We start from the raw sequence: 18,021 nt of genomic DNA on the forward strand, positions 1-18,021 counted from the left end.
CCACTCTTTCCGTAAAGGAATTTCTCATGCCCAACGTTCTTTGCCGTCTGCCCAATCATGTCGGCGACTGCTGCATGGCACTGCCTGCTCTGCGTCTTTTAGAAGCAAGCGGTTTCACCCCCATTTTGACCGGCAAACGCTGGGCCGAAGACCTCATGGCCGGCATGGGCTGGCGCTTCGACCCGATCGAGGGTCACGTTACCGAAGACCTCTCGCGCATCCGCAATCTCGCGCAGCTTGCGGGCGGCAATCCTTTGGGCCTGCTCTACCCCAATTCGTTCAGTTCGGCACTGCTCTTTAAGGTCGGCGGCATTCGCTCTGCGGGATTTCCGACGGACGCGCGCTCGCTTCTCCTAGATAAAAAGGTGCCTGAGCCCGAAAAAAACATTCACGAAGTTGAGCGCTTCTTCCGACTCACGGAGGGCGCTATTCGCGCCTGGGGCGGCACGCCTGCCTGGAACGAGCCAGAAAAAACGCTTGGTCTCAAGTTGCTCGCGCGTCACGAAGCTGCTGCTCGCAATTTGATTGAAAGCCTGAATCTGCCCGAACGCTTTGCACTTCTCGCGCCAGTTGCACGCGGCATCCACAACGGGCAGGAAAAGCATTGGAAGCACTTCAACGAGCTCTGTGCCCCGCTTCGCGCGAAAGGCATCGAGCCCGTCGTCTTCCCATCGCCCCACGAAGAGGACGATTGCAAAAAAGCCTGCCCGGATGCCCGGATTTGCCCGCCGACCACGCTCGGCAACTATGCGGCACTTGCCAAACGCGCCGAACTTGTTATTGCGAACGACTCCGGCATCAGTCACATTGCTGCGGCGGTCGGTGCCAAGCAGATTACGCTCATCGGCGTCACGACCGTTGAACGAACCGGCCCGTGGAATGAGCGCGCACGCGTTCTCGGGAGCATTGAAGCGGGCTGGCCTTCCGTCAATGCCGTACTCGACGCCATCGACGGATTGCTGAGCGAAAACTGATCTCGCGTTGCGTTAATCAGCCCCGCAGGCCATAAAGCACGTTGCCGATACCGATTCGCGTAAGTTCCCCTCTGAGCGTTTTCTTTTCGTTCTGAGGGCTCTTCTTCGGAACGAATGTCGCAGCAAAAGGCGTTTGTGCGAGATAGCGGTAATAGGCATCATTGAAGCCCTTTGTCTCGGGGAACTCCCAGGGCTTGTAGCGGCCGGCATAGTGAACGATGCCCGGCCGCTTTCTTGCGTCGACAACGTCCGGAAAACGGCCGAGATTCATGAAAAGTTTGGCGTGGAAACCGTAAATCGCGGGCATGCAGTTCCAGCGGCTCGGAAGCACGTGCCAGTTGCCGCAAAAGACCATGTTGAGCACGTCTTGATCATGGCTGCGGAATTGTCGCGTTGTCGCGAGCTGCAGCGTTTTTTCGCCGAACCGTCCTTCACGCCAAGCCTTCAAATCAATGACGAGAAGCCCCGCATTGAAATAGTGATCCTTCTCGCCCATACCAAGCTGCTCTCGGCGAGTAGCAAAGTTTTTTTGCGAAAGAACCATGGCGTGGTCCGTCACGGCGCCGATCGGATTTGGCGAGATATCTTCCGCCCAGAGCTCCGCGAGGTCGCCGAGCGCAATCATGTCGCAGTCGCAATAAATGCACTTCTCGACGTCAGCGGGAAGGATTTCGCCGATCATCAGACGGTAGTAGGTCGCAACGCTGTATTGATTCGAAATGTACGCGGACTTCAGACGCTCCAGGTCCGGCGTGATGACTTCCAGCCGACCGTGACGTGCCTCCACAATCTGCCGCAGCTTTTCGCGACTCGACGCCGTCACGCTTTGATCGGCGATCCAGAAAAAGCGCATGCGCTCGGGCGACGCCGTGTTGGCGAGAACCGAATTCATGAAGACGCCCGCATGCTGAACGAAGTTTTCGTCGCAGCAGATGAGCACGTTGATGAAATCCGTGTTTTGCATCCGTTACCTCTTCAAAAGCTTTCTCGCCAGCATTTCTTCGGCTTCGGCGATTTTATTGCCGCCGAGCATTCGCGCAATTTCCCTCACACGCTCTTCGTGCGTCAGCGCACGAACGGATGAAGATACCGAGTCTGCGGAAGCGGTTTTCGAAACCTTCCACTGATGATCCGCGTAACCGGCAATCTGCGCGAGATGCGTAATGCAAAGCACCTGGTGCTCGACTGCAAGCTCACTGAATTTCTCACCGACGCGTGCAGCAACAGCGCCGCCGATGCCGACATCGGCTTCGTCAAAAATGATCGTCGAAGGCATCGCCGACGGATTGACGACGGCAGCGGCCAAACTGATGCGGGAGAGTTCGCCGCCGGAAGCGGACTTCGCGAGCGCTTCTCTTGCAATGGAGGGGTGGCTCGAAAACCGGAATTCGCATCGATCCGAACCGTTTGCCGAGGGCTCCGCATCAAGAATGACGGCCTCAAAGACGGCATGCTCGAGGGAGAGCGCCTTCACGGAAGCCGTAACGGCTTCGGAAAAAGCCGATGCCGCTTGCTCGCGCTTTGCTCGCAGCACGGCCGCCGCTTCGGCAAACGCACTGTACGCCGCGGCAGCTCGCGATTCGAGTTCCTCAAGGTCGCGCGAGGCTTCGATCGCACGAAGCTCGTCGCGAACGCGCTCGTAGTAGTCGAACAAATCTTCCGGATTGACCTTGTACTTGAGCGAGAGGTTGAAGTAGAGCGAAACGCGCTCATCGAGCTTCTCAAAAGCACGCGCGTCGTAATCCATGCGGCTCAGATACCCGTCCGCGCTGCGCGCGGCTTCTTCGAGCAGATCGAGCGCCGCGCCGAGCGTCTCTGCGTACTCGGCAAATCGCTCGTCGTAGCGCGCGAGCCCTTCGAGCTTCCCCTGCGCGTGCGAAACGAGATCGGTCGCGCTCTCGCGGCCGGCAGAGAGGCTATTCACGACCTCGGTAAGGCCCTCAAGAATATTGGAGCGGTTGGAGAGCCGAACATGTTCGGCATTGAGTGTTTGCCACTCGTCCTTTTTGGGCTCCAGGAGACCGATGTCGTCGAGCACCCACATGAGGCGCTCTTCGCGGGCACGAAGTACCTCCTGATTCTCTTTAGCATCGTCGAGCGTCTTTTTCGCACGCTTCCACACGTCAAAGCTGCGCGCAACGGCTTCACGTTCGGCGTCGAGCTTTCCGTACGCATCAATGAGCGAAAGCTGCTTGGCGCCGTCCAAAAGCTCGTGATATGCGTGCTGACCGTTGATTTCGACAAGCGTGTCCCCAAGCGCCTTAAGTTGATGAATCGTTGCCGGCAGGCCGTTGATCCAGCCTCTCGAGCGGCCGCTTCGGTCGATCGTTCGCCGAACGATGAGTTCGCCCTCTGGTTCAATCAGCCAATCCTGGTTTTTAAGCCACGCCAAAGCGCGCGCATCGGGCCGAAAGGTTGCGGAGAACTCCGCTTTGTCGCACCCGGTACGGATGGTCGAAATGTCGGCGCGGCCGCCGAGGATGAGTTTGAGCGCATCAATCAGGATGGATTTGCCTGCCCCCGTCTCACCGGTCAAAACGGTGAGCCCCGGCAGCACCTCCAAGTCGAGCGCATCGACGATGACGAAATTTCGTAGGCTCAGAGAAGTCAGCATGGCTTTCCCAGGGCATCTGTCATTGGACGGTATCTTTCTGCTCGTCGCCCTTAGGCATGAAATTCCACTTGAGCTTGCGTCTGAGAAGGTCGAAATAGTCGTAGCCGACGGGATGCAGCATTTCGATCGTGGCCTCGGAAAGACGTACGCTCAGAATGTCACCGGGCTCGACATCGCAAAATTCCTGCATGTCGAAGTAGGCAACGGCATCGCGCGCATCGGTGAGTTCGATTTCGATCGGCAGATCTGCCGGAAGCACGATCGGCCGATTCGAGAGTGTATGGGGCGCAACCGGCACTAGCGTGATGCCGGCGAGCGACGGATGAAGAATGGGGCCGCCGGCAGCTAACGAATAGGCAGTCGAACCTGTCGGGGTCGCGCAGATGATTCCGTCGGCCGACTGCGAGCAAATCTGCTTGCCGTCCACGTAAATAATGAAGTCCACCATGCCGCCCGCACGCCCGTGACTGAGGCCGAGATCGTTCACGGCGAGCGACGTGAAAACGGGCTCACCTCGACGCAGCACCGTTCCCTCAAGAAGACGACGCTTGTCGCGCGAGCAGCTGCCTCGCAAAACAGCCGGCAACACCGTTTCCATATCTTCAAGGAGTATGTCGGTGATGAAGCCGAGACGTCCGGCATTGACGCCGACAATGGGTTTCCCGAACGCGCCGATAGCTCTCGCAACACCGAGCATCGTGCCGTCACCGCCAAGCACAACGGCCGCATCGCAGAGTTGACCAAGCGCCGGCCTGCCGTAGCCCTTTCTGCCCAGCACGGGCGCAGCACGCTCGTCGAGATACACCTCAAAGCCCTCACGTTCAAGCACCTCGACCAAATGCGTCAAAGCATGCGGCAAGCTTTGCGTGGGCTTGACGAAGACGGCTATTTTTTCCATCTGCATGTTGTGTTTTTCCATAATTCGCTGCGACGGCGTCGCTTCGCCTGCGGTATTCCGCCGAATCAACCAGCGGGGTACACGCATCTCTTTTCTTGCGCCACTTCGGGCACCAACGAAGTATAGTCCGTCAAAAAAATGGCCCTGCCGTTTCGTTTGGCAGAGCCATCTCTTTGAAATCTACAGATTTATTAAATCTTTAGGCAGCCTGCGCGCCAACGGCAACCGCATGGAAACCCGCATCAACATAGACGATATCGCCCGTGATGCCGCTTGCGAGATCGGAAAGCAGGAACGCAGCCGTATTGCCGACTTCCTGGATCGTCACGGTGCGGCCGAGCGGCGCCGTCTGCTCCATGATGCTGAGGAGCTTCGAGAAGTCCTTGATGCCCGACGCGGCGAGCGTCTTGATGGGACCGGCCGAGATCGCATTGGCGCGAATGCCCTTCGGGCCGAGGCTCGCAGCGAGATAGCGCGTCGAAGCCTCCAGCGCGGCCTTCGCAAGACCCATCGTGTTGTAGTTCGGCACGACGCGTTCGCTGCCGAGATAGGTGAGCGTCAGCACGGACGCCTGACGGCCTTCCATCAGCGGCAGGCAGGCCTTGGCGAGCGCGGGGAAGGAGTAGGCGGAAATGTCCATGGCGGTCTTAAACGCATCGCGCGAAATGCCGTCAAGGAAGTCGCCCGAAATCGCTTCGCGAGGCGCGAAACCGATCGAGTGCACGACACCGTCGAGCCCGCCCCACTTTTCCTTGAGCGCGTCAACGACAGCGGCGATTTCCTCATCGCTGCTCACGTCCATCGGCAGGCAGATGTCGCTGCCGAACTCTTTGGCAAATTCGCCGACGCGATCACGGAAGCGTTCGCCCACATAGGTGAAGGCGAGCTCTGCACCTTCGCGATGGCAGGCCTGAGCAATGCCGTAAGCGATGGAACGATTGGAGATGACGCCGGTGATGAGAAGCTTCTTGCCGCTCAGGAATCCCATGGTTGTACCTCGTTGAAGAAAAGCGAGAGCCCTGAGATCTCAGGGCTCGCAAGGAATAAATCTGTGAGCGAGCGCGGGTCTCTGGCGCACGGTCTCGCTCTCTTTCGATGGCGTAATTGTAGGAAATCGGCGCGCCGCAGAAAAGAGCAGCGATCGCCTGAGAAAGCTAGGCCTAAAACCGATGCCCCAGAAAGGCGCCCTCTCCCCGTCCCATTTTTAGAGGCGCTTGCCCTGAAATGTCAAAATCAAGTCCCGAACGGCGTAGAGCGTCATGAAGGTTGCGCTCACCGGAATGGCGAGATACATCCAGCGAACCTGCATCCAGGGAATCGACTGCATGTAAGAGTTGGACTTGATCACCCACACAAAGCCGAACCAGGCAATGACCGCGTAAGTAGCCAGTTCAATCAGACAGACGACGATCTGCAGCGCAAGCTTAACCTGCCGATTTTTGATTCGGTCGGCGAGAAAGTCGACCACAAAGTGGTTGCGTGTGCGAACAAGCTCCTGCGCACCCAAGAAAATCATCCAGATAAGACAGATCTGTATCCAATCGTCCGTCTGCGTGAAGTTGTAAACCGGCACGAAACGAACGAAGACATTCAGGATGAACATGATGAAGATCATGGCCATCAGAATGGTGCAGATGATGCGCACCGCCTTGCTGAAGCCCTCGTCGAGTTTTTTCAGGAAATCAATCACGATCCACCTCAGAAAAGCGTCGAAAGCGTGAGCGAGAGCTCGGGGATAAATGCAACGGCGATCGCCATAGCAATCATGATGAGAACGTAGCCCGTGCAGTCTTTGGCAATCTCAAGCACCTTTTCCCCCGTGATGGACGCCATGACATAGAGATTGAGCCCCACGGGCGGCGTCAAAACGCCGACCGCAAGCGAAATGCACATCACAATACCCAGCTGAATGACGTCGTAGCCGAAGCTTTTGGCAAGCGGCACGAAAATCGGTACCGAAATCAGCAAAATGGCCGTGCCTTCCATGAAGCACCCCATCAGCACCAGGAGCGCGATGATGAGAAGGAGCACGGGCGTAACGGAGCTGAAATTCGTCGTGATAAACGCAATGGTTTCCTGCGGAATGCGCGTGTAGAGAAGCACAAATTGGAAGAAGCCAGCCGTCGCGATGATGAACATGACCTTAGCGGTCTGCTCCACCGTCTCCCAAAAGATGCGCGGCAGATCCTTCACCTTGAGGGTCTTTGTTACGAAGAAACCGAGCAACATGACGTAGAGCGATGCAATGGCCGCCGCCTCCGTTGCTGTGAAAAAGCCTGCAAACATGCCGCCGATCACGATGACGGGCGTCAGAAGCGCAAAAAAGGCTTCCTTAAAAGCCTGCCAGCGAGCGCTATAGGGCGAAGGGGCTTCTTTGGCGTAGTTGTTCTTGTAACTCACGAATGAAGACCAGGCCATGAAGGCGAAGCCGAGCAGCAGCCCCGGAACGGCACCCGCCTCAAAAAGCGCATTGACGCTTGTCTGCGTGAGACCTGCGTAGAGAATGAGCGTGATGCTCGGCGGAATGATGGGACCGAGCGCCCCACCCGCAGCGATCGTTGCACAACTGAAGGAGCGGCTGTAGCCCGCTCTTGTCATTTCGGAAATGGCGATCATGCCGATCCCGGCCGCACAAGCGGCAGCGGACCCCGACATCGCAGCCATGACAATGCTCGCGGCAATGGCCGCGTTGGAAAGGCCTCCCCATCGATGCCCGAGGCACACGCGCCCAAAGCCGAAAAGGCTTTTCGAAATTCCGCCCACCGACATGAGATTCCCCATGAGAAGAAAGAACGGAATGGACATGAGCGTGATGCCCGAAACCTGGGCGAACATTCGCTGCGGCACGAGGAAAAGCCGCGAAATGTCGCCGCCCGCAAAAAGAAACGTCGCGATGGAGGCAAAGCCCATCGTGACTGCTGTTGTGACGCCGATAAACATCAGCACCAACACAGCCGAGAAGATGAGGAACATTGTCATGAGCGAGGCCCGATCTTCAGAATTTCCGGAGAAGAACAGGCCCCGGCAACGATCGAATCGCCGGGGCCGAGGAGATGCGGAGATTATTTCGCTTGCTTGACGGCGTCAAGAACAGCGTCCATCGCTTCTTTGCCGGAAAGCTCGCTCACCTTTTCATAGGCGAGCTGCATCTTCTCGACGAACGAGTTCCGATCGGGCGTCGTGACGTTCATGCCCTTTGCCTGGAGTTCCTTGACAACATCCGCTTCACCGTTAGCGATTTTTTCTCGCGTCAGGTTTTGCGCCTTCAGCGCTTCTTCTTCAAAAATTTTTCGATCTTCTTCGGGCAGATTCTCGAAAAACGTCTTGTTCGCGAGGAACACCTGACAGTCGAAGTAGTGATTCGTAAGCGCAAGCTGATTCTGCGTTTCGAAGAGCGAATCGGCAAGAATCGTAAAGACCGGATTTTCTTCGGCGTCAACCACACCCTGCTTCAAGGACGTATAGAGTTCCGAATAGGCGATCTTCTGCGTATTGGCGCCGATCGCGTCAAACGCGGCCAAGAGGCCCGTAGCAGGCGGAACGCGGATGCGAACACCCTTGAGGTCGTCAGCAGAGTTGACCACGATGTTCTGGGTCGTCGTTTGGCGGAACCCGTAGTCGAACATCGAGAGGCCCACGGCATCGTGTTCTGCGAGGCCCTCGTTCATCCACTTCATTACAAAGCTGTCGATCACTTTGTGTGCGTGATCGTAGCTTTCGAAGAGGAAAGGTGCCGTCATGGCATTGAGGCGCCGGTCGTACATAGCCATGTTCCCGAGCGAAACGACAGCCATGTCGAGCGCGCCAAGCGTGATCTGTTCCGCGAGCGCAGGCTGATCGCCGAGTTCACCCGCCGGATACACCTGAATTTCGTATTTGCCGTTGGTGCGGGCCGCCACATTCTTCGCAAACTGCTGCGCAGCTTCATGGTGCACGTGAGAAATGTTCGCCGTATGCGCCAAGCGGACGGTTTCGGCCGCCTGAGCGCCGGTAACCCCGAAAAACAACGCCGCCGAGAGAGCTGCGGCAGGGAGCAGTTTGCCTACCATTCGGTTGTTCCTTAGAGAAAAAAAGAGGAAAATCAAATCTGAGCGGATCGCCTGATTCTACTCATCATTGCAAAGTCGAACCCGTTTGACGTCGGTATGAACCCGCGGGAAAGCTTTGTGGAACCGTACTTGCTCCCCTGCGATTTTCGCCCTCAGGGCAATCGCAGCCGCTCGCCGATACGCAGATTGTTGTTCTTCAAATTATTGACTGCCTTGAGCTTGGCGACCGACGTGCCGTAGCGCCTCGCAATGGCCGAGAGCGTATCGCCCGCGCGAACGGTGTGCATCCTGGCATCGTTCGAGTCCGAGGCGTTCGACGCATTGGCGACAGCACCACCAAGGTTTTTCGCCGTTGCCGGAATAACCAGCCGCTGACCGACGCGCAGATTGTTCGACCGAAGACCGTTTGCTGCGCGCACCTTGGAGAGACCGATACCGTAGCTTTCGGCAATTTCAGAGAGCGTCTCACCTGAGCGAACGACGTGGATTTTCGACTGCGGCGCACGAACGCCGCTCGAGGACGCGCGCGGTTGCTCGCGCGCAGGAATTTCAAGCTTGTCGCCGATGTGAAGCGTATTGGATGTCAGTCGATTGCTGCGCTTTAAGCGCGTCACCGTTACGCCATAGCGGTTCGCAATGCTCGAGAGCGTTTCGCCCGCCGAAACGGTGTGAATCACCGTATCGGCCGCTTCCGCGTCGCCCGTACCCGGAATACGAAGACGCTGTCCCGGACGAATCATGTTGCCGCGGATGCGGTTCGTCATGCGCAGCGAAGCGGTGGAAACGCCGTAGCGCGACGCAATACGACCGAGTGTATCGCCCGACTTCACCGTGTAAATGACATGCTTACCCTTGGGCGCGGAAGTGGGCTCGATGATCGGCGAGCGTTCGACATTGGGCACCGTCAGGATAAGGCGCTGTCCGATGCGAAGTCGGTCGGAGCGGAGGCGATTGGCCGTGATGATCGAGCGGCTGGTAATGTGCCAGCGCCGCGCAATGCCCGATATCGTATCGCCGCTGCGAACGCGGTAGGTCACACGGCGCCACGTTGTGAGAGGCGAAAGACGCAGCTTTGCATCCGCCTCTTCAGCGGAAATGTCGATCTGATCGTCGCCTTCCGCAAGAATGAGAAGCGTTGAATTGGGCAGCACACGGCGTCCCTTCGGGATACCGTTCACTTCACGCAGGTAGTCTTCCGTCATCCCGGCACGCGCGGCAACGAGCGCAAGGCTCTCACCCTGCTTGAGCTTATAAGTCGACCAGCGAGAAAGCGGCTGCCCGCTGTCCATCCAGCTCGCGAGATTGTCAAGGAAGAAATCAACACGATCGGCCGGCAGCAGCATGATGTTGTTGTGCGAAGCGACGATCACGGGGAGCTTGTAGCTCGGATTGAGTCGGCGGAATTCGTCGAGCGGCATTCCGGCGAGTTCGGCGGCCGTCTTGACGTCGATGTCGCGCGGCTTCGTCACTTGGACGAAATAGGGCTCGTTGCCGACATCGGGAAGCTCGATGCCGTATTTCGCAGGATCAGACACGATGCGCTTGATGGCTTCGAGTTTCGGCACGTAATTGGCCGTCTCCCGAGGCATTCTCAGATGAGCATAGTCGGTCGGCTGCTTTCTTCTTTTGGCGCGCGAAATGGCTCGCTGTACGCTGCCCTCACCCCAGTTGTAGGCTGCGAGCGTAAGCTGCCAATCGCCGAAGAGGCCGTGCAGATATTCGAAATAGTCGAGCGCCGCACGCGTGCTTTCCAGGACATCGCGTCGGTCGTCGCGCCAGAGGTTCTGCTCGAGCTCGTAGTCTTTGCCTGTAGCGGGCATGAATTGCCAGAGCCCCGCAGCCTTTGCGCGTGAAAGCGCTTCGGGCTGAAATGCACTCTCAACAAAAGGCAGAAGCGCAAGTTCCATCGGCATGTTTCGCGCCTCGACCTCTTCAACGATGTTGTAGAGGTACTGACTCGCGCGATTGGCCATTCGCAGCAAATAGGCAGGATCCTTGCTGTAGCGCTCCGTCCAACGGTCGACAGCCGCCGAGTCAAGATTCGGGATGGCAAAGCCGGCACGAATGCGGTCCCAGACGCTGTTGGGAATCGGCTGCGCACTCGGATCGACCGTCATATCGACGGCGGCGGATTCGGTTGTCGCCTCAACAATTTCGGGCGTTTCCTCCGTCACCGCATCCGATGCGAGCTCTTCACCATAAGAAATTGCGCTCACGCAGGCGGCCGCTGCCGCCCAGACCAGCGTCCGGAGTTTGAAACGAACCATAACGAAGTTGCCGAAGAGAACGAGTGACCCGAAGCGTTTAAATGGATAATCTTAAATGTCTCGGGCGCGGCATTGATGCCGCGCCCCTTGAAATTTCACCGGCCGCATTGATTTAGCGAAACGAATTGTTTCCTGCCGCAGTACCTGCAAAAAGCCGCCATGTCCGCTCGCCTATCTTTTGCTGATTTTCTGGAATCCGCTCCCGGCAAACAGCTTCTCGCTTGGGAAAACGAAGCCGTTTCGCGCATCGTTGAAGACGTGTTCGGCCATACGGCGCTTCAGGTCGGCTGTCCGAAATTCAATGCGCTTGCGGCAAACCGCATGCAGTCAAAGTGGCTAGTGACGGACGATGAGAGCGCCGCAGCGAATAGTGAAAAGGACGATCGACACCGCATACTTGCCGAAGCCGATGCACTCCCGATTGCTGCGGAGAGCATCGATCTCGTTATCCTCGCGCACGTACTCGACTTTTCCGCGTCGCCGCAGCTCGTTTTGCGCGAAGCGGCACGCGTTCTCGAACCCGAAGGGCGGCTCGTTCTCACGGCTTTCAACCCGCTCGGTCTTTGGTGGCTGCGCCAACGCTTCGTTTCCCTCGGCGCACGTCCCTACTTGCCGACGCGAACCATGCCCATTTCGGTCTTTAGACTGCGAGACTGGTTTGCGCTCCTCGGGCTCGAAATCGACATCGGGCGCTTTGGCATTTATTCGCCGGGACTGCGTGCGGAAAAGCGCCTTCGCCGATGGGCATGGCTCGACAAAGCGGGCGACCGATGGGCGCCCCAATTTTCGAACCTTTACCTCTTATCGGCCGTCAAGCGTCGACCGGGCACGCGCCTCATCCATTTTTCGAGCGTTAAAAAGCACAAACAATTGCCGGCGGGTTCCCTTCCTGCGGCATCATCTTCCTCTCTTCCCGAAAACTGAATCTTTTGCACAGATCGAACGATGACGACTAACGAACGCGCACTTGAAATCTGGACCGACGGCGCCTGCAAGCAAAATCCCGGCGTCGGCGGCTGGGGCGCATATCTCGTCTGGGGCGAACACAAGCTCGAACTTTACGGGGGCGAAAAGCTCACGACCAACAACCAGATGGAACTGACCGCCGTCATCTCGGCGCTTTCGGTTTTAAAGCGCCCCTGTCCCATCATCATCCACACGGACAGCACCTACGTGCGCGACGGCATCACGAAGTGGATCCGCAATTGGAAGCGCAACGGCTGGCGTACGGCGGATAAAAAGGAAGTAAAGAACGCCGAACTTTGGCAACGCCTTGACGAACTTGCCGAACGCTACGAGATCGAATGGCGATGGGTGAAAGGCCACAACGGCGACCCAGGCAACGAAAAGGCCGACGAACTTGCCAATTGGGGCGTTGAAGTTGCGCTCGGCAAGCGGCCTGCACCGGTAAAGCCCTAACACAACCAACCCGAAAATACCGTATTTACGGTATTTTAGATTATCGCCCTTGCTTTTATCAATTCTTTGCATACAATACGTCTTCTCTACTTTGCGCGATTAGCTCAGTGGTAGAGCACTGCCTTCACACGGCAGGGGTCACTGGTTCGAACCCAGTATCGCGCACCAGAATTCCGAAGGCTCGCAATCGACATTGCGGGCCTTTTCCTTTTCCGTCAATTACCGCGATCGAAGCCGCTTGCCGCCGTACCGAGAGAACGTTCCTGTCCCACGTGTACGACGCGAGTGTGACAAAAAAGGCACGATCCGAAAACCGTGCCTCCGCTAGCCGCCTCGTCCTCGAAGCGAACTTAGTCCTGCATCTTCCTTCTCGCCTCCGCATTGCGGCAGTCTTCGCAGACGCCGTAAAGAACGAGCGAATGATCGGTCATCTCGTAGCCGAAGCGTTCGGCGACCTCGCGCTGCGCTTTTTCAATGGCCGGGTCGACAAACTCTTCAACCTTCCCGCAGCGCATGCAGACAATGTGGTCGTGATGACGCCCTTCCTGCAGCTCGTACGTGGCGCGGCCCTCATCAAAGTGATGTCGCACAAGGATGCCGGCCGTTTCGAACTGCGTGAGCACGCGATAAACCGTCGCAAGACCGATGTCGCTGTTCTCATTGAGCAGAAGCTTGTACACTTCTTCAGCCGAAAGATGACGCTTGCCGGGTTCGTTGGTCTGCGCGAGCTTTTGGAAGAGATCCAAAATCTTGAGACGGGGAACCGTCACCTTGAGGCCCATCGTCCTCAGGTCTGCATTCAGATCCGTGTTGAGATCGGCGGATTGCTGCTTATTCAAAGTTTCCTGCACGGCAGAGCACCCTGTTTGAGTTCATTAAGCCGCTATCATACGGGGGAAAGCGGGGATGCGGCCCGAGGGCCAGATCCTCGACCGAGTTTTTCTATTTTATAAGCTTTTATGTTCAGTCGACATCCTTTGCTCGCTGCGTCTGGCGTGGCTGCCGCTATTTTGCTGAGCGGCTGCAACACTGTGGCCGACGTTTGGGACAACGCAACGGATTATGTTCCGTACTTTCTGAAACCCTATCGCGACGACGTTCACCAGGGCAACCTCGTCACGAATGAAATGGTTCTCCAGCTAGAAAAAGGGATGACGGACGCGCAGGTGCAGTTCCTGCTCGGCGTGCCGCTTGTCCGAGATCAGTTCCATGCCGACCGCTGGGATTACGTTTACTTCCTCATGCGCGGCGACGGCGAGCGACAGCTTCGCAAGCTCACGGTTTTCTTCGACGAAAACCGCCGTGTCGACCATTGGGTATCGGATCCCCTGCCCGACGAAGAACAAGCCGACCAATTGATCCTCGGCAACATCAAGACGTTCGAGCCGCGCTCCCCCAAGATGGAGCCGCAGAGCATGACGTCCTCAGAGGAGAGTTCAAATGCTGATGGAAGAACTGAAGCGCCTGAAGACGCTCGTGAATCAACTGGTGGCGCGCCTCAACACTGAGCGCGAAGTCAACGCGAAACTGCAGAATCAGCTCGCTTTGCGCGAGGCCGAGCTTGTGCGCACGCAGACGCAGCTCAAAGACATGAAGCGCAAGGTCGACAACCTCTTTGCGCAGTTTCAGAACAGCGGCGATTCTCTGCTTTGACCGACCGGGAGCGTTTTGCGATGTCCGAAGTCACCGTCACGATCTTCAACCACAACTACCGACTTGCCGTCAGTACGGGTGAAGAAGAACTCCTCAAGAACTGCGCCAAGCTCGTCGACGACCAGATGACGAACGTTCGGGCGGGCGGCAAAGTGATCGCACTCGATCAGATTGCCGTCCTCTCTGCGCTCGAAATCGCGTATGACGCGCAGAAAAAGGAAGAGGAGGCCGCAAAGCGCGCGGCCGAACTCGAAGCATTTGCCGCGCAACAGTCCGAAGCGGCCGAGGCCGCTCAGGCAGCCGCCGCCGAAGCACAGGCTCAGGCAGAAGCTGCCGCCGCGGCATTGCCAGCAGCTGAACCCAATGCTCAAGAAGACCAAGCACCTGAAGCTCCGATTCCGGCAGCGCCGATCGCGGACGAAGCAGCTGCGCTCGAAGAAATTCGTGCGCTCTGCCGGCTCTGTGAGGAGACGCTCTACAAGGACGCCACGCTCGGACTTCGCCTCTAGAGATTGCACAAAAGGCGGCTTCGAAAGCTTCCTTTACATTCCGAAAGCGCGCAAAAAGCCGCCGCAGACTTGAGTCTGCCGCGCTTTCGGATAAAATGACCTCAGTCCTGCAGTGGTCAGCACGTGGGCTCCAAAGTACCTAGAACCAATGCCAAAGCCATTAGGTTGGCATTCTCGAGAGCCGATAGAGCGCAGGTCACGCGATGTCCAGCCCGTTCCGCTCCGGAGCCGACCGCCCTGAACTCCCGGTTCAGGATACGTAGCCCAGGCCCACTGCAGGTCCCCTTTCAAGGGCAGTCCCGAGACTGCCCTTTTTTCATTTGCGGTGCACACCCCCGCCGTAGCGCGGCACAACAGATAACCCTCACGCCTCTCCTTAAACGCCATGCAGAAACCCTCCGCATCCGCCTTTGCCACCGCCGCCCGTTTCTGGCTCATGAAAACGGAGCCCGGCGAGTGTTCGATTGACGACGTACTGGCTGCGCCCGAACAGACGGTTTCGTGGTTCGGTATCCGCAACTATCAGGCGCGCAATTTCATGCGCGACGACATGAAGATCGGCGACGGCGTGCTTTTCTACCACTCGAGCTGCGCCAAGCCCGGCATTGTCGGTTTAGCCGTGATCGCCTCGACGAGCTACCCCGACGCATGCCAGTTTGACTCAGAAAGCCACTACTACGACCCCAAAAGCACGGCAGAAAAACCCCGCTGGCTCGCGCTCGACGTCAAAGCGGTCTATAAATCACCTCTGATCGGCCTTGATCGACTGCGCGCAGATCCGGCGCTTGCAGAGCTTCGAATTCTGCAGCGCGGCAACCGCCTTTCCATCACGCCGGTTGAAAAAGAGGATTTCTTCCACATCCTCGAAAAATTGATGGAATAACAAAAACTCTCTCTCGGACGCACGATCATGGACTTGCAAATCGTCTTTTGCCTGGCGCTTCTCGGCAGCTGCACGGGCTTTCTGGCCGGTCTCCTCGGCATCGGTGGCGGCATGGTGCTGACGCCCTTTTTAACGATGCTTCTGGCTCACGCGGGCATACCGCCCGAGCACATCGTGCACTGCGCAATTGCAACGTCCATGGGCACGATTCTCTTCACGTCGCTCTCATCGGTGCGAGCGCACGCTTCGCGCGGCGCCGTACTCTGGAAAGTAGTCGCCTCGATGGCGCCCGGCATTCTCGTGGGCGCACTGATCGGCGCTCAGATTTCCGGTGCGCTCTCGACCTTCTGGGTGGCGCTCTTTTTCAGCATTTTCGTCTACACCTCGGCAACGAAAATGTTCATCGGCTCGAAAACCGTCGCTACCCGCACGCTGCCGGGCGCGGGCGGCATGTTCGGCGCCGGCACCGTGATCGGCGTCATTTCTTCGCTCGTGGGCGCGGGGGGCGGCTTCATCTCGGTGCCCTTCATGACGTACTGCAACGTGCGCATGCATAACGCCATCGGTACGTCCTCTGCGCTCGGCTTTCCGATTGCTTTTGCGGGTACGATCGGCTACATCATCAGCGGCTGGGGCAATCCGGCACTTCCGGGCTGGCCCTACACACTCGGCTTCATTCACGTACCGGCTCTTCTTTCCGTAGCGGTCATGAGTATCCTGACCGCTCCGATCGGCGCCAAGGTCGCGCACTCGATCGACACAAAGCCACTTAAGCGCATCTTCGGCAGCGTTCTCTTCGTTCTCGCCACCTACATGCTTTGGAAAGCCGTATCCGCATTCTGAAGCTGACGGGAAAAGGAATCGCACCTCTATCCCGATAAAGAAGCGGCCGCTCGAGCGCAGTTGCCTCTGCGCACCGGCGGCCGTTTTGCTGCTTGGAACCCCGAAGCCAGCGCGTAGCTCGGCAGTCGAATTTTCCACTTTTAGCTGCGGGCTGCATCCTTCTTCGCGCGGTGCCCCGCCCGAATCCAAAGACCGATCCCGGCTAGCGCAAGGGGGAGCGTGAGCCACTGTCCACGCGAGAAACCGAGCGCCTGCAGTCCGAGGAACGCATCGGGCTCTCTAAAAAACTCACTCATGAAGCGTGCGACGCCGTAGCCGATCCCAAAGAGCGCGGCGACACGCCCGCAAGGGCGCGGCTTGCGGGAATAAATCCAAAGAAGCAAAAAGAGCGCTAGTCCTTCGAGCCCGGCCTCATAAAGCTGCGAGGGGTGCCGGGGAACGCCGCCATCGGCAGCCTGCGGGAAGACCATTGCCCAAGGCAACTCGCTCGATGCCGGCCGCCCCCAAAGTTCACCGTTGATGAAGTTGCCGATGCGCCCCGCCATGAGACCGAGCGGCACAAGAGGCGCCACGAAGTCGACGGTGTTCCAGAAGCCGAGCTTGCGCCGCGCGCTGTAGATCCACATAACGACGAGCGCCCCGACGAGGCCGCCGTGCGCACTCATGCCGCCTTGCCAAATCTCGAAAACAGCGAGCGGATGCGCCAAATAAAAGCTCGGCTGATAAAAAAGGCAATATCCGAGACGGCCGCCGAGAATGATGCCGAAGACACCGTAAAAGAGAAGATCCTCGACGTTCTCTTTGGTAATCCCTCGCCAGGCATCGGCTGCGCGCTTGCGCCCGAGCAGCCAAAAGAGCGCAAACCCGGCCAAGTACATCAAACCGTACCAGCGCACGGCAAGCGGTCCGAGATGAACGGCTACGGGGTCGAATTCCGGGTGCACAAGCATGACGCAGGCTTCCTATTGAAATTTTGCGGACGTTCATTGTAGCGGCGCAGGCTTTGAGCATTTCATGCGCTCGTGGGGCGCTTTTTCGTTGAACGCTTGTGCTATGTTTTCTGCGCCCTATTTTTATCGAGAGTACCGACCATGTCGATCGAACCCCTGTCCGGAGCCGCTGCGGCTCAAATGCTTCGCGCCATGCGCGAGAAACGCCCGCTTGTGCATTGCCTCACGAATGAAGTCGTGCAGGAGATTACGGCGAACGTACTCCTCGCGGCGGGTGCCTCGCCCGCCATGGTTGTCGCCGAAGAAGAAGCGGCGTACTTCGCCGCCGCGGCTGACGCACTTCTCGTCAATGTCGGCACGCCCTATCCGGCACGGCTTCGCGCCATGCACGCCTCTGCCGAAAGTGCTGCCGCCAACGCCCGCCCATGGGTCCTCGACCCTGTCGCGGCCGGCGGTATTCCCTGGCGCGACGGCGAAATCCGAAAGCTTCTGGCAAAGCGCCCGACGGTTGTTCGCGGCAACGCGAGCGAAATTCTTGCACTCGCGGGAGCGGGGGCTGGCGGCAAAGGTGTCGACAGCACGGACGCCTCGAGTGCGGCGATCGTGCCGGCTCAGCATCTTGCCAAAGCGTCTGGCGCCATCGTCTGCGTTACAGGCGAAACCGATTTCATTACGGACGGCGAGCGAACACTGAGCGTATCGGGCGGACACGTCATGACAACGCTCGTCGTCGGCACGGGCTGCTCGCTTTCGGCGCTCGTTGCAGCCTTTTGCGCTGCATCGAACGACCGTCTGGAAGCGACTGCCGCAGCCTGCGCGCTTGCCAAACGCGCATCCGAGCGCGCTTATGCGGTCGCGCCTGCTCCGGGAAGCTTTCACGCCGCCTACCTCGATGCGCTCTACCTCATCGAGCCCGAGTCGTTTCTCGAATAACTGACGGTATCGCCGCTCTTTCGCCTTCG

Annotated in this window: 19 protein-coding genes and 1 tRNA gene; 10 read left to right on the forward strand and 10 right to left on the reverse strand. The window is 58.1% G+C overall.

Annotated elements, in window-relative coordinates; translation table 11 throughout:
- Window positions 1–26: 26 nt before the first annotated feature.
- Entirely contained in the window at window positions 27–974 is a 948-nt protein-coding gene (locus H6A60_RS01750) for a glycosyltransferase family 9 protein (protein ID WP_205101662.1), read from the forward strand.
- A gap of 16 nt (window positions 975–990) precedes the next feature.
- Here the strand turns inward: H6A60_RS01750 and H6A60_RS01755 are convergent, their stop codons facing one another.
- From H6A60_RS01755 to H6A60_RS01790, 8 genes are all read right to left on the reverse strand, one after another.
- On the reverse strand, window positions 991–1,938 hold the full coding sequence (locus H6A60_RS01755; protein ID WP_205101663.1) for a glycosyltransferase family 8 protein: 948 nt from the start codon (window positions 1,936–1,938) through the stop codon (window positions 991–993).
- A 3-nt stretch (window positions 1,939–1,941) separates the two neighbouring features.
- Entirely contained in the window at window positions 1,942–3,588 is a 1,647-nt protein-coding gene (gene recN / locus H6A60_RS01760; RefSeq protein ID WP_205101665.1) for a DNA repair protein RecN, read from the reverse strand.
- A gap of 19 nt (window positions 3,589–3,607) precedes the next feature.
- Window positions 3,608–4,492, reverse strand: a complete 885-nt coding sequence (locus tag H6A60_RS01765) for an NAD(+)/NADH kinase (RefSeq protein ID WP_239477525.1) — start codon at window positions 4,490–4,492, stop codon at window positions 3,608–3,610.
- Between the two features lie 193 nt (window positions 4,493–4,685).
- Window positions 4,686–5,474: an enoyl-ACP reductase FabI gene (gene fabI, locus H6A60_RS01770; RefSeq protein ID WP_205101669.1), complete on the reverse strand. Its 789-nt coding sequence runs from the start codon at window positions 5,472–5,474 to the stop codon at window positions 4,686–4,688.
- Window positions 5,475–5,690: 216 nt separating this feature from the next.
- Complete coding sequence (locus tag H6A60_RS01775) at window positions 5,691–6,176, reverse strand: TRAP transporter small permease (protein ID WP_338054824.1); 486 nt, start codon at window positions 6,174–6,176, stop codon at window positions 5,691–5,693.
- An 8-nt stretch (window positions 6,177–6,184) separates the two neighbouring features.
- Window positions 6,185–7,465 carry a TRAP transporter large permease gene (locus H6A60_RS01780; RefSeq protein ID WP_205101671.1) on the reverse strand — a complete coding sequence of 427 codons (1,281 nt, stop codon included), beginning with the start codon at window positions 7,463–7,465 and terminating at the stop codon, window positions 6,185–6,187.
- Window positions 7,466–7,548: 83 nt separating this feature from the next.
- The gene (locus H6A60_RS01785) at window positions 7,549–8,535 is read right to left on the reverse strand and encodes a TRAP transporter substrate-binding protein (RefSeq protein WP_205101672.1); all 987 of its coding nucleotides are present in this window, start codon (window positions 8,533–8,535) and stop codon (window positions 7,549–7,551) included.
- Between the two features lie 152 nt (window positions 8,536–8,687).
- Entirely contained in the window at window positions 8,688–10,802 is a 2,115-nt protein-coding gene (locus tag H6A60_RS01790) for a LysM peptidoglycan-binding domain-containing protein (RefSeq protein ID WP_205101673.1), read from the reverse strand.
- Between the two features lie 159 nt (window positions 10,803–10,961).
- Here H6A60_RS01790 and H6A60_RS01795 point away from each other — a divergent pair, with 159 nt between their 5' ends.
- From H6A60_RS01795 to H6A60_RS01805, 3 genes are all read left to right on the forward strand, one after another.
- Window positions 10,962–11,726: a class I SAM-dependent methyltransferase gene (locus tag H6A60_RS01795; RefSeq protein ID WP_205101674.1), complete on the forward strand. Its 765-nt coding sequence runs from the start codon at window positions 10,962–10,964 to the stop codon at window positions 11,724–11,726.
- 21 nt (window positions 11,727–11,747) lie between these two features.
- Entirely contained in the window at window positions 11,748–12,221 is a 474-nt protein-coding gene (gene rnhA / locus H6A60_RS01800) for a ribonuclease HI (protein ID WP_205101675.1), read from the forward strand.
- 93 nt (window positions 12,222–12,314) lie between these two features.
- Window positions 12,315–12,389 (forward strand) — tRNA-Val (locus H6A60_RS01805).
- A gap of 182 nt (window positions 12,390–12,571) precedes the next feature.
- Here the strand turns inward: H6A60_RS01805 and fur are convergent.
- Window positions 12,572–13,072: a ferric iron uptake transcriptional regulator gene (gene fur / locus H6A60_RS01810; RefSeq protein ID WP_338054825.1), complete on the reverse strand. Its 501-nt coding sequence runs from the start codon at window positions 13,070–13,072 to the stop codon at window positions 12,572–12,574.
- A gap of 108 nt (window positions 13,073–13,180) precedes the next feature.
- On the opposite strand from fur, the gene H6A60_RS01815 reads away from it, so the two are divergent.
- From H6A60_RS01815 to H6A60_RS01835, 5 genes are all read left to right on the forward strand, one after another.
- On the forward strand, window positions 13,181–13,729 hold the full coding sequence (locus tag H6A60_RS01815; protein ID WP_205101677.1) for an outer membrane protein assembly factor BamE: 549 nt from the start codon (window positions 13,181–13,183) through the stop codon (window positions 13,727–13,729).
- Window positions 13,662–13,874, forward strand: a complete 213-nt coding sequence (locus tag H6A60_RS01820; RefSeq protein ID WP_205101679.1) for a hypothetical protein — start codon at window positions 13,662–13,664, stop codon at window positions 13,872–13,874. Before H6A60_RS01815 ends, H6A60_RS01820 begins: the two co-directional genes overlap by 68 nt.
- Window positions 13,875–13,894: 20 nt before the next feature.
- Window positions 13,895–14,383 carry a cell division protein ZapA gene (locus H6A60_RS01825; protein WP_205101681.1) on the forward strand — a complete coding sequence of 163 codons (489 nt, stop codon included), beginning with the start codon at window positions 13,895–13,897 and terminating at the stop codon, window positions 14,381–14,383.
- A gap of 385 nt (window positions 14,384–14,768) precedes the next feature.
- Window positions 14,769–15,266 carry an EVE domain-containing protein gene (locus H6A60_RS01830; RefSeq protein ID WP_205101688.1) on the forward strand — a complete coding sequence of 166 codons (498 nt, stop codon included), beginning with the start codon at window positions 14,769–14,771 and terminating at the stop codon, window positions 15,264–15,266.
- A gap of 27 nt (window positions 15,267–15,293) precedes the next feature.
- Complete coding sequence (locus H6A60_RS01835) at window positions 15,294–16,109, forward strand: sulfite exporter TauE/SafE family protein (RefSeq protein WP_205101689.1); 816 nt, start codon at window positions 15,294–15,296, stop codon at window positions 16,107–16,109.
- A 140-nt stretch (window positions 16,110–16,249) separates the two neighbouring features.
- On the opposite strand, the gene lgt is transcribed toward H6A60_RS01835, so the two are convergent.
- On the reverse strand, window positions 16,250–17,059 hold the full coding sequence (lgt, locus tag H6A60_RS01840) for a prolipoprotein diacylglyceryl transferase (protein WP_205101691.1): 810 nt from the start codon (window positions 17,057–17,059) through the stop codon (window positions 16,250–16,252).
- Window positions 17,060–17,200: 141 nt separating this feature from the next.
- On the opposite strand from lgt, the gene thiM reads away from it, so the two are divergent.
- Window positions 17,201–17,992, forward strand: a complete 792-nt coding sequence (gene thiM / locus H6A60_RS01845) for a hydroxyethylthiazole kinase (protein ID WP_205101693.1) — start codon at window positions 17,201–17,203, stop codon at window positions 17,990–17,992.
- Window positions 17,993–18,021: the final 29 nt, after the last annotated feature.

The sequence above is a fragment of the Sutterella massiliensis genome, from assembly GCF_016899755.1.
GTDB lineage: Bacteria > Pseudomonadota > Gammaproteobacteria > Burkholderiales > Burkholderiaceae_F > Sutterella > Sutterella massiliensis.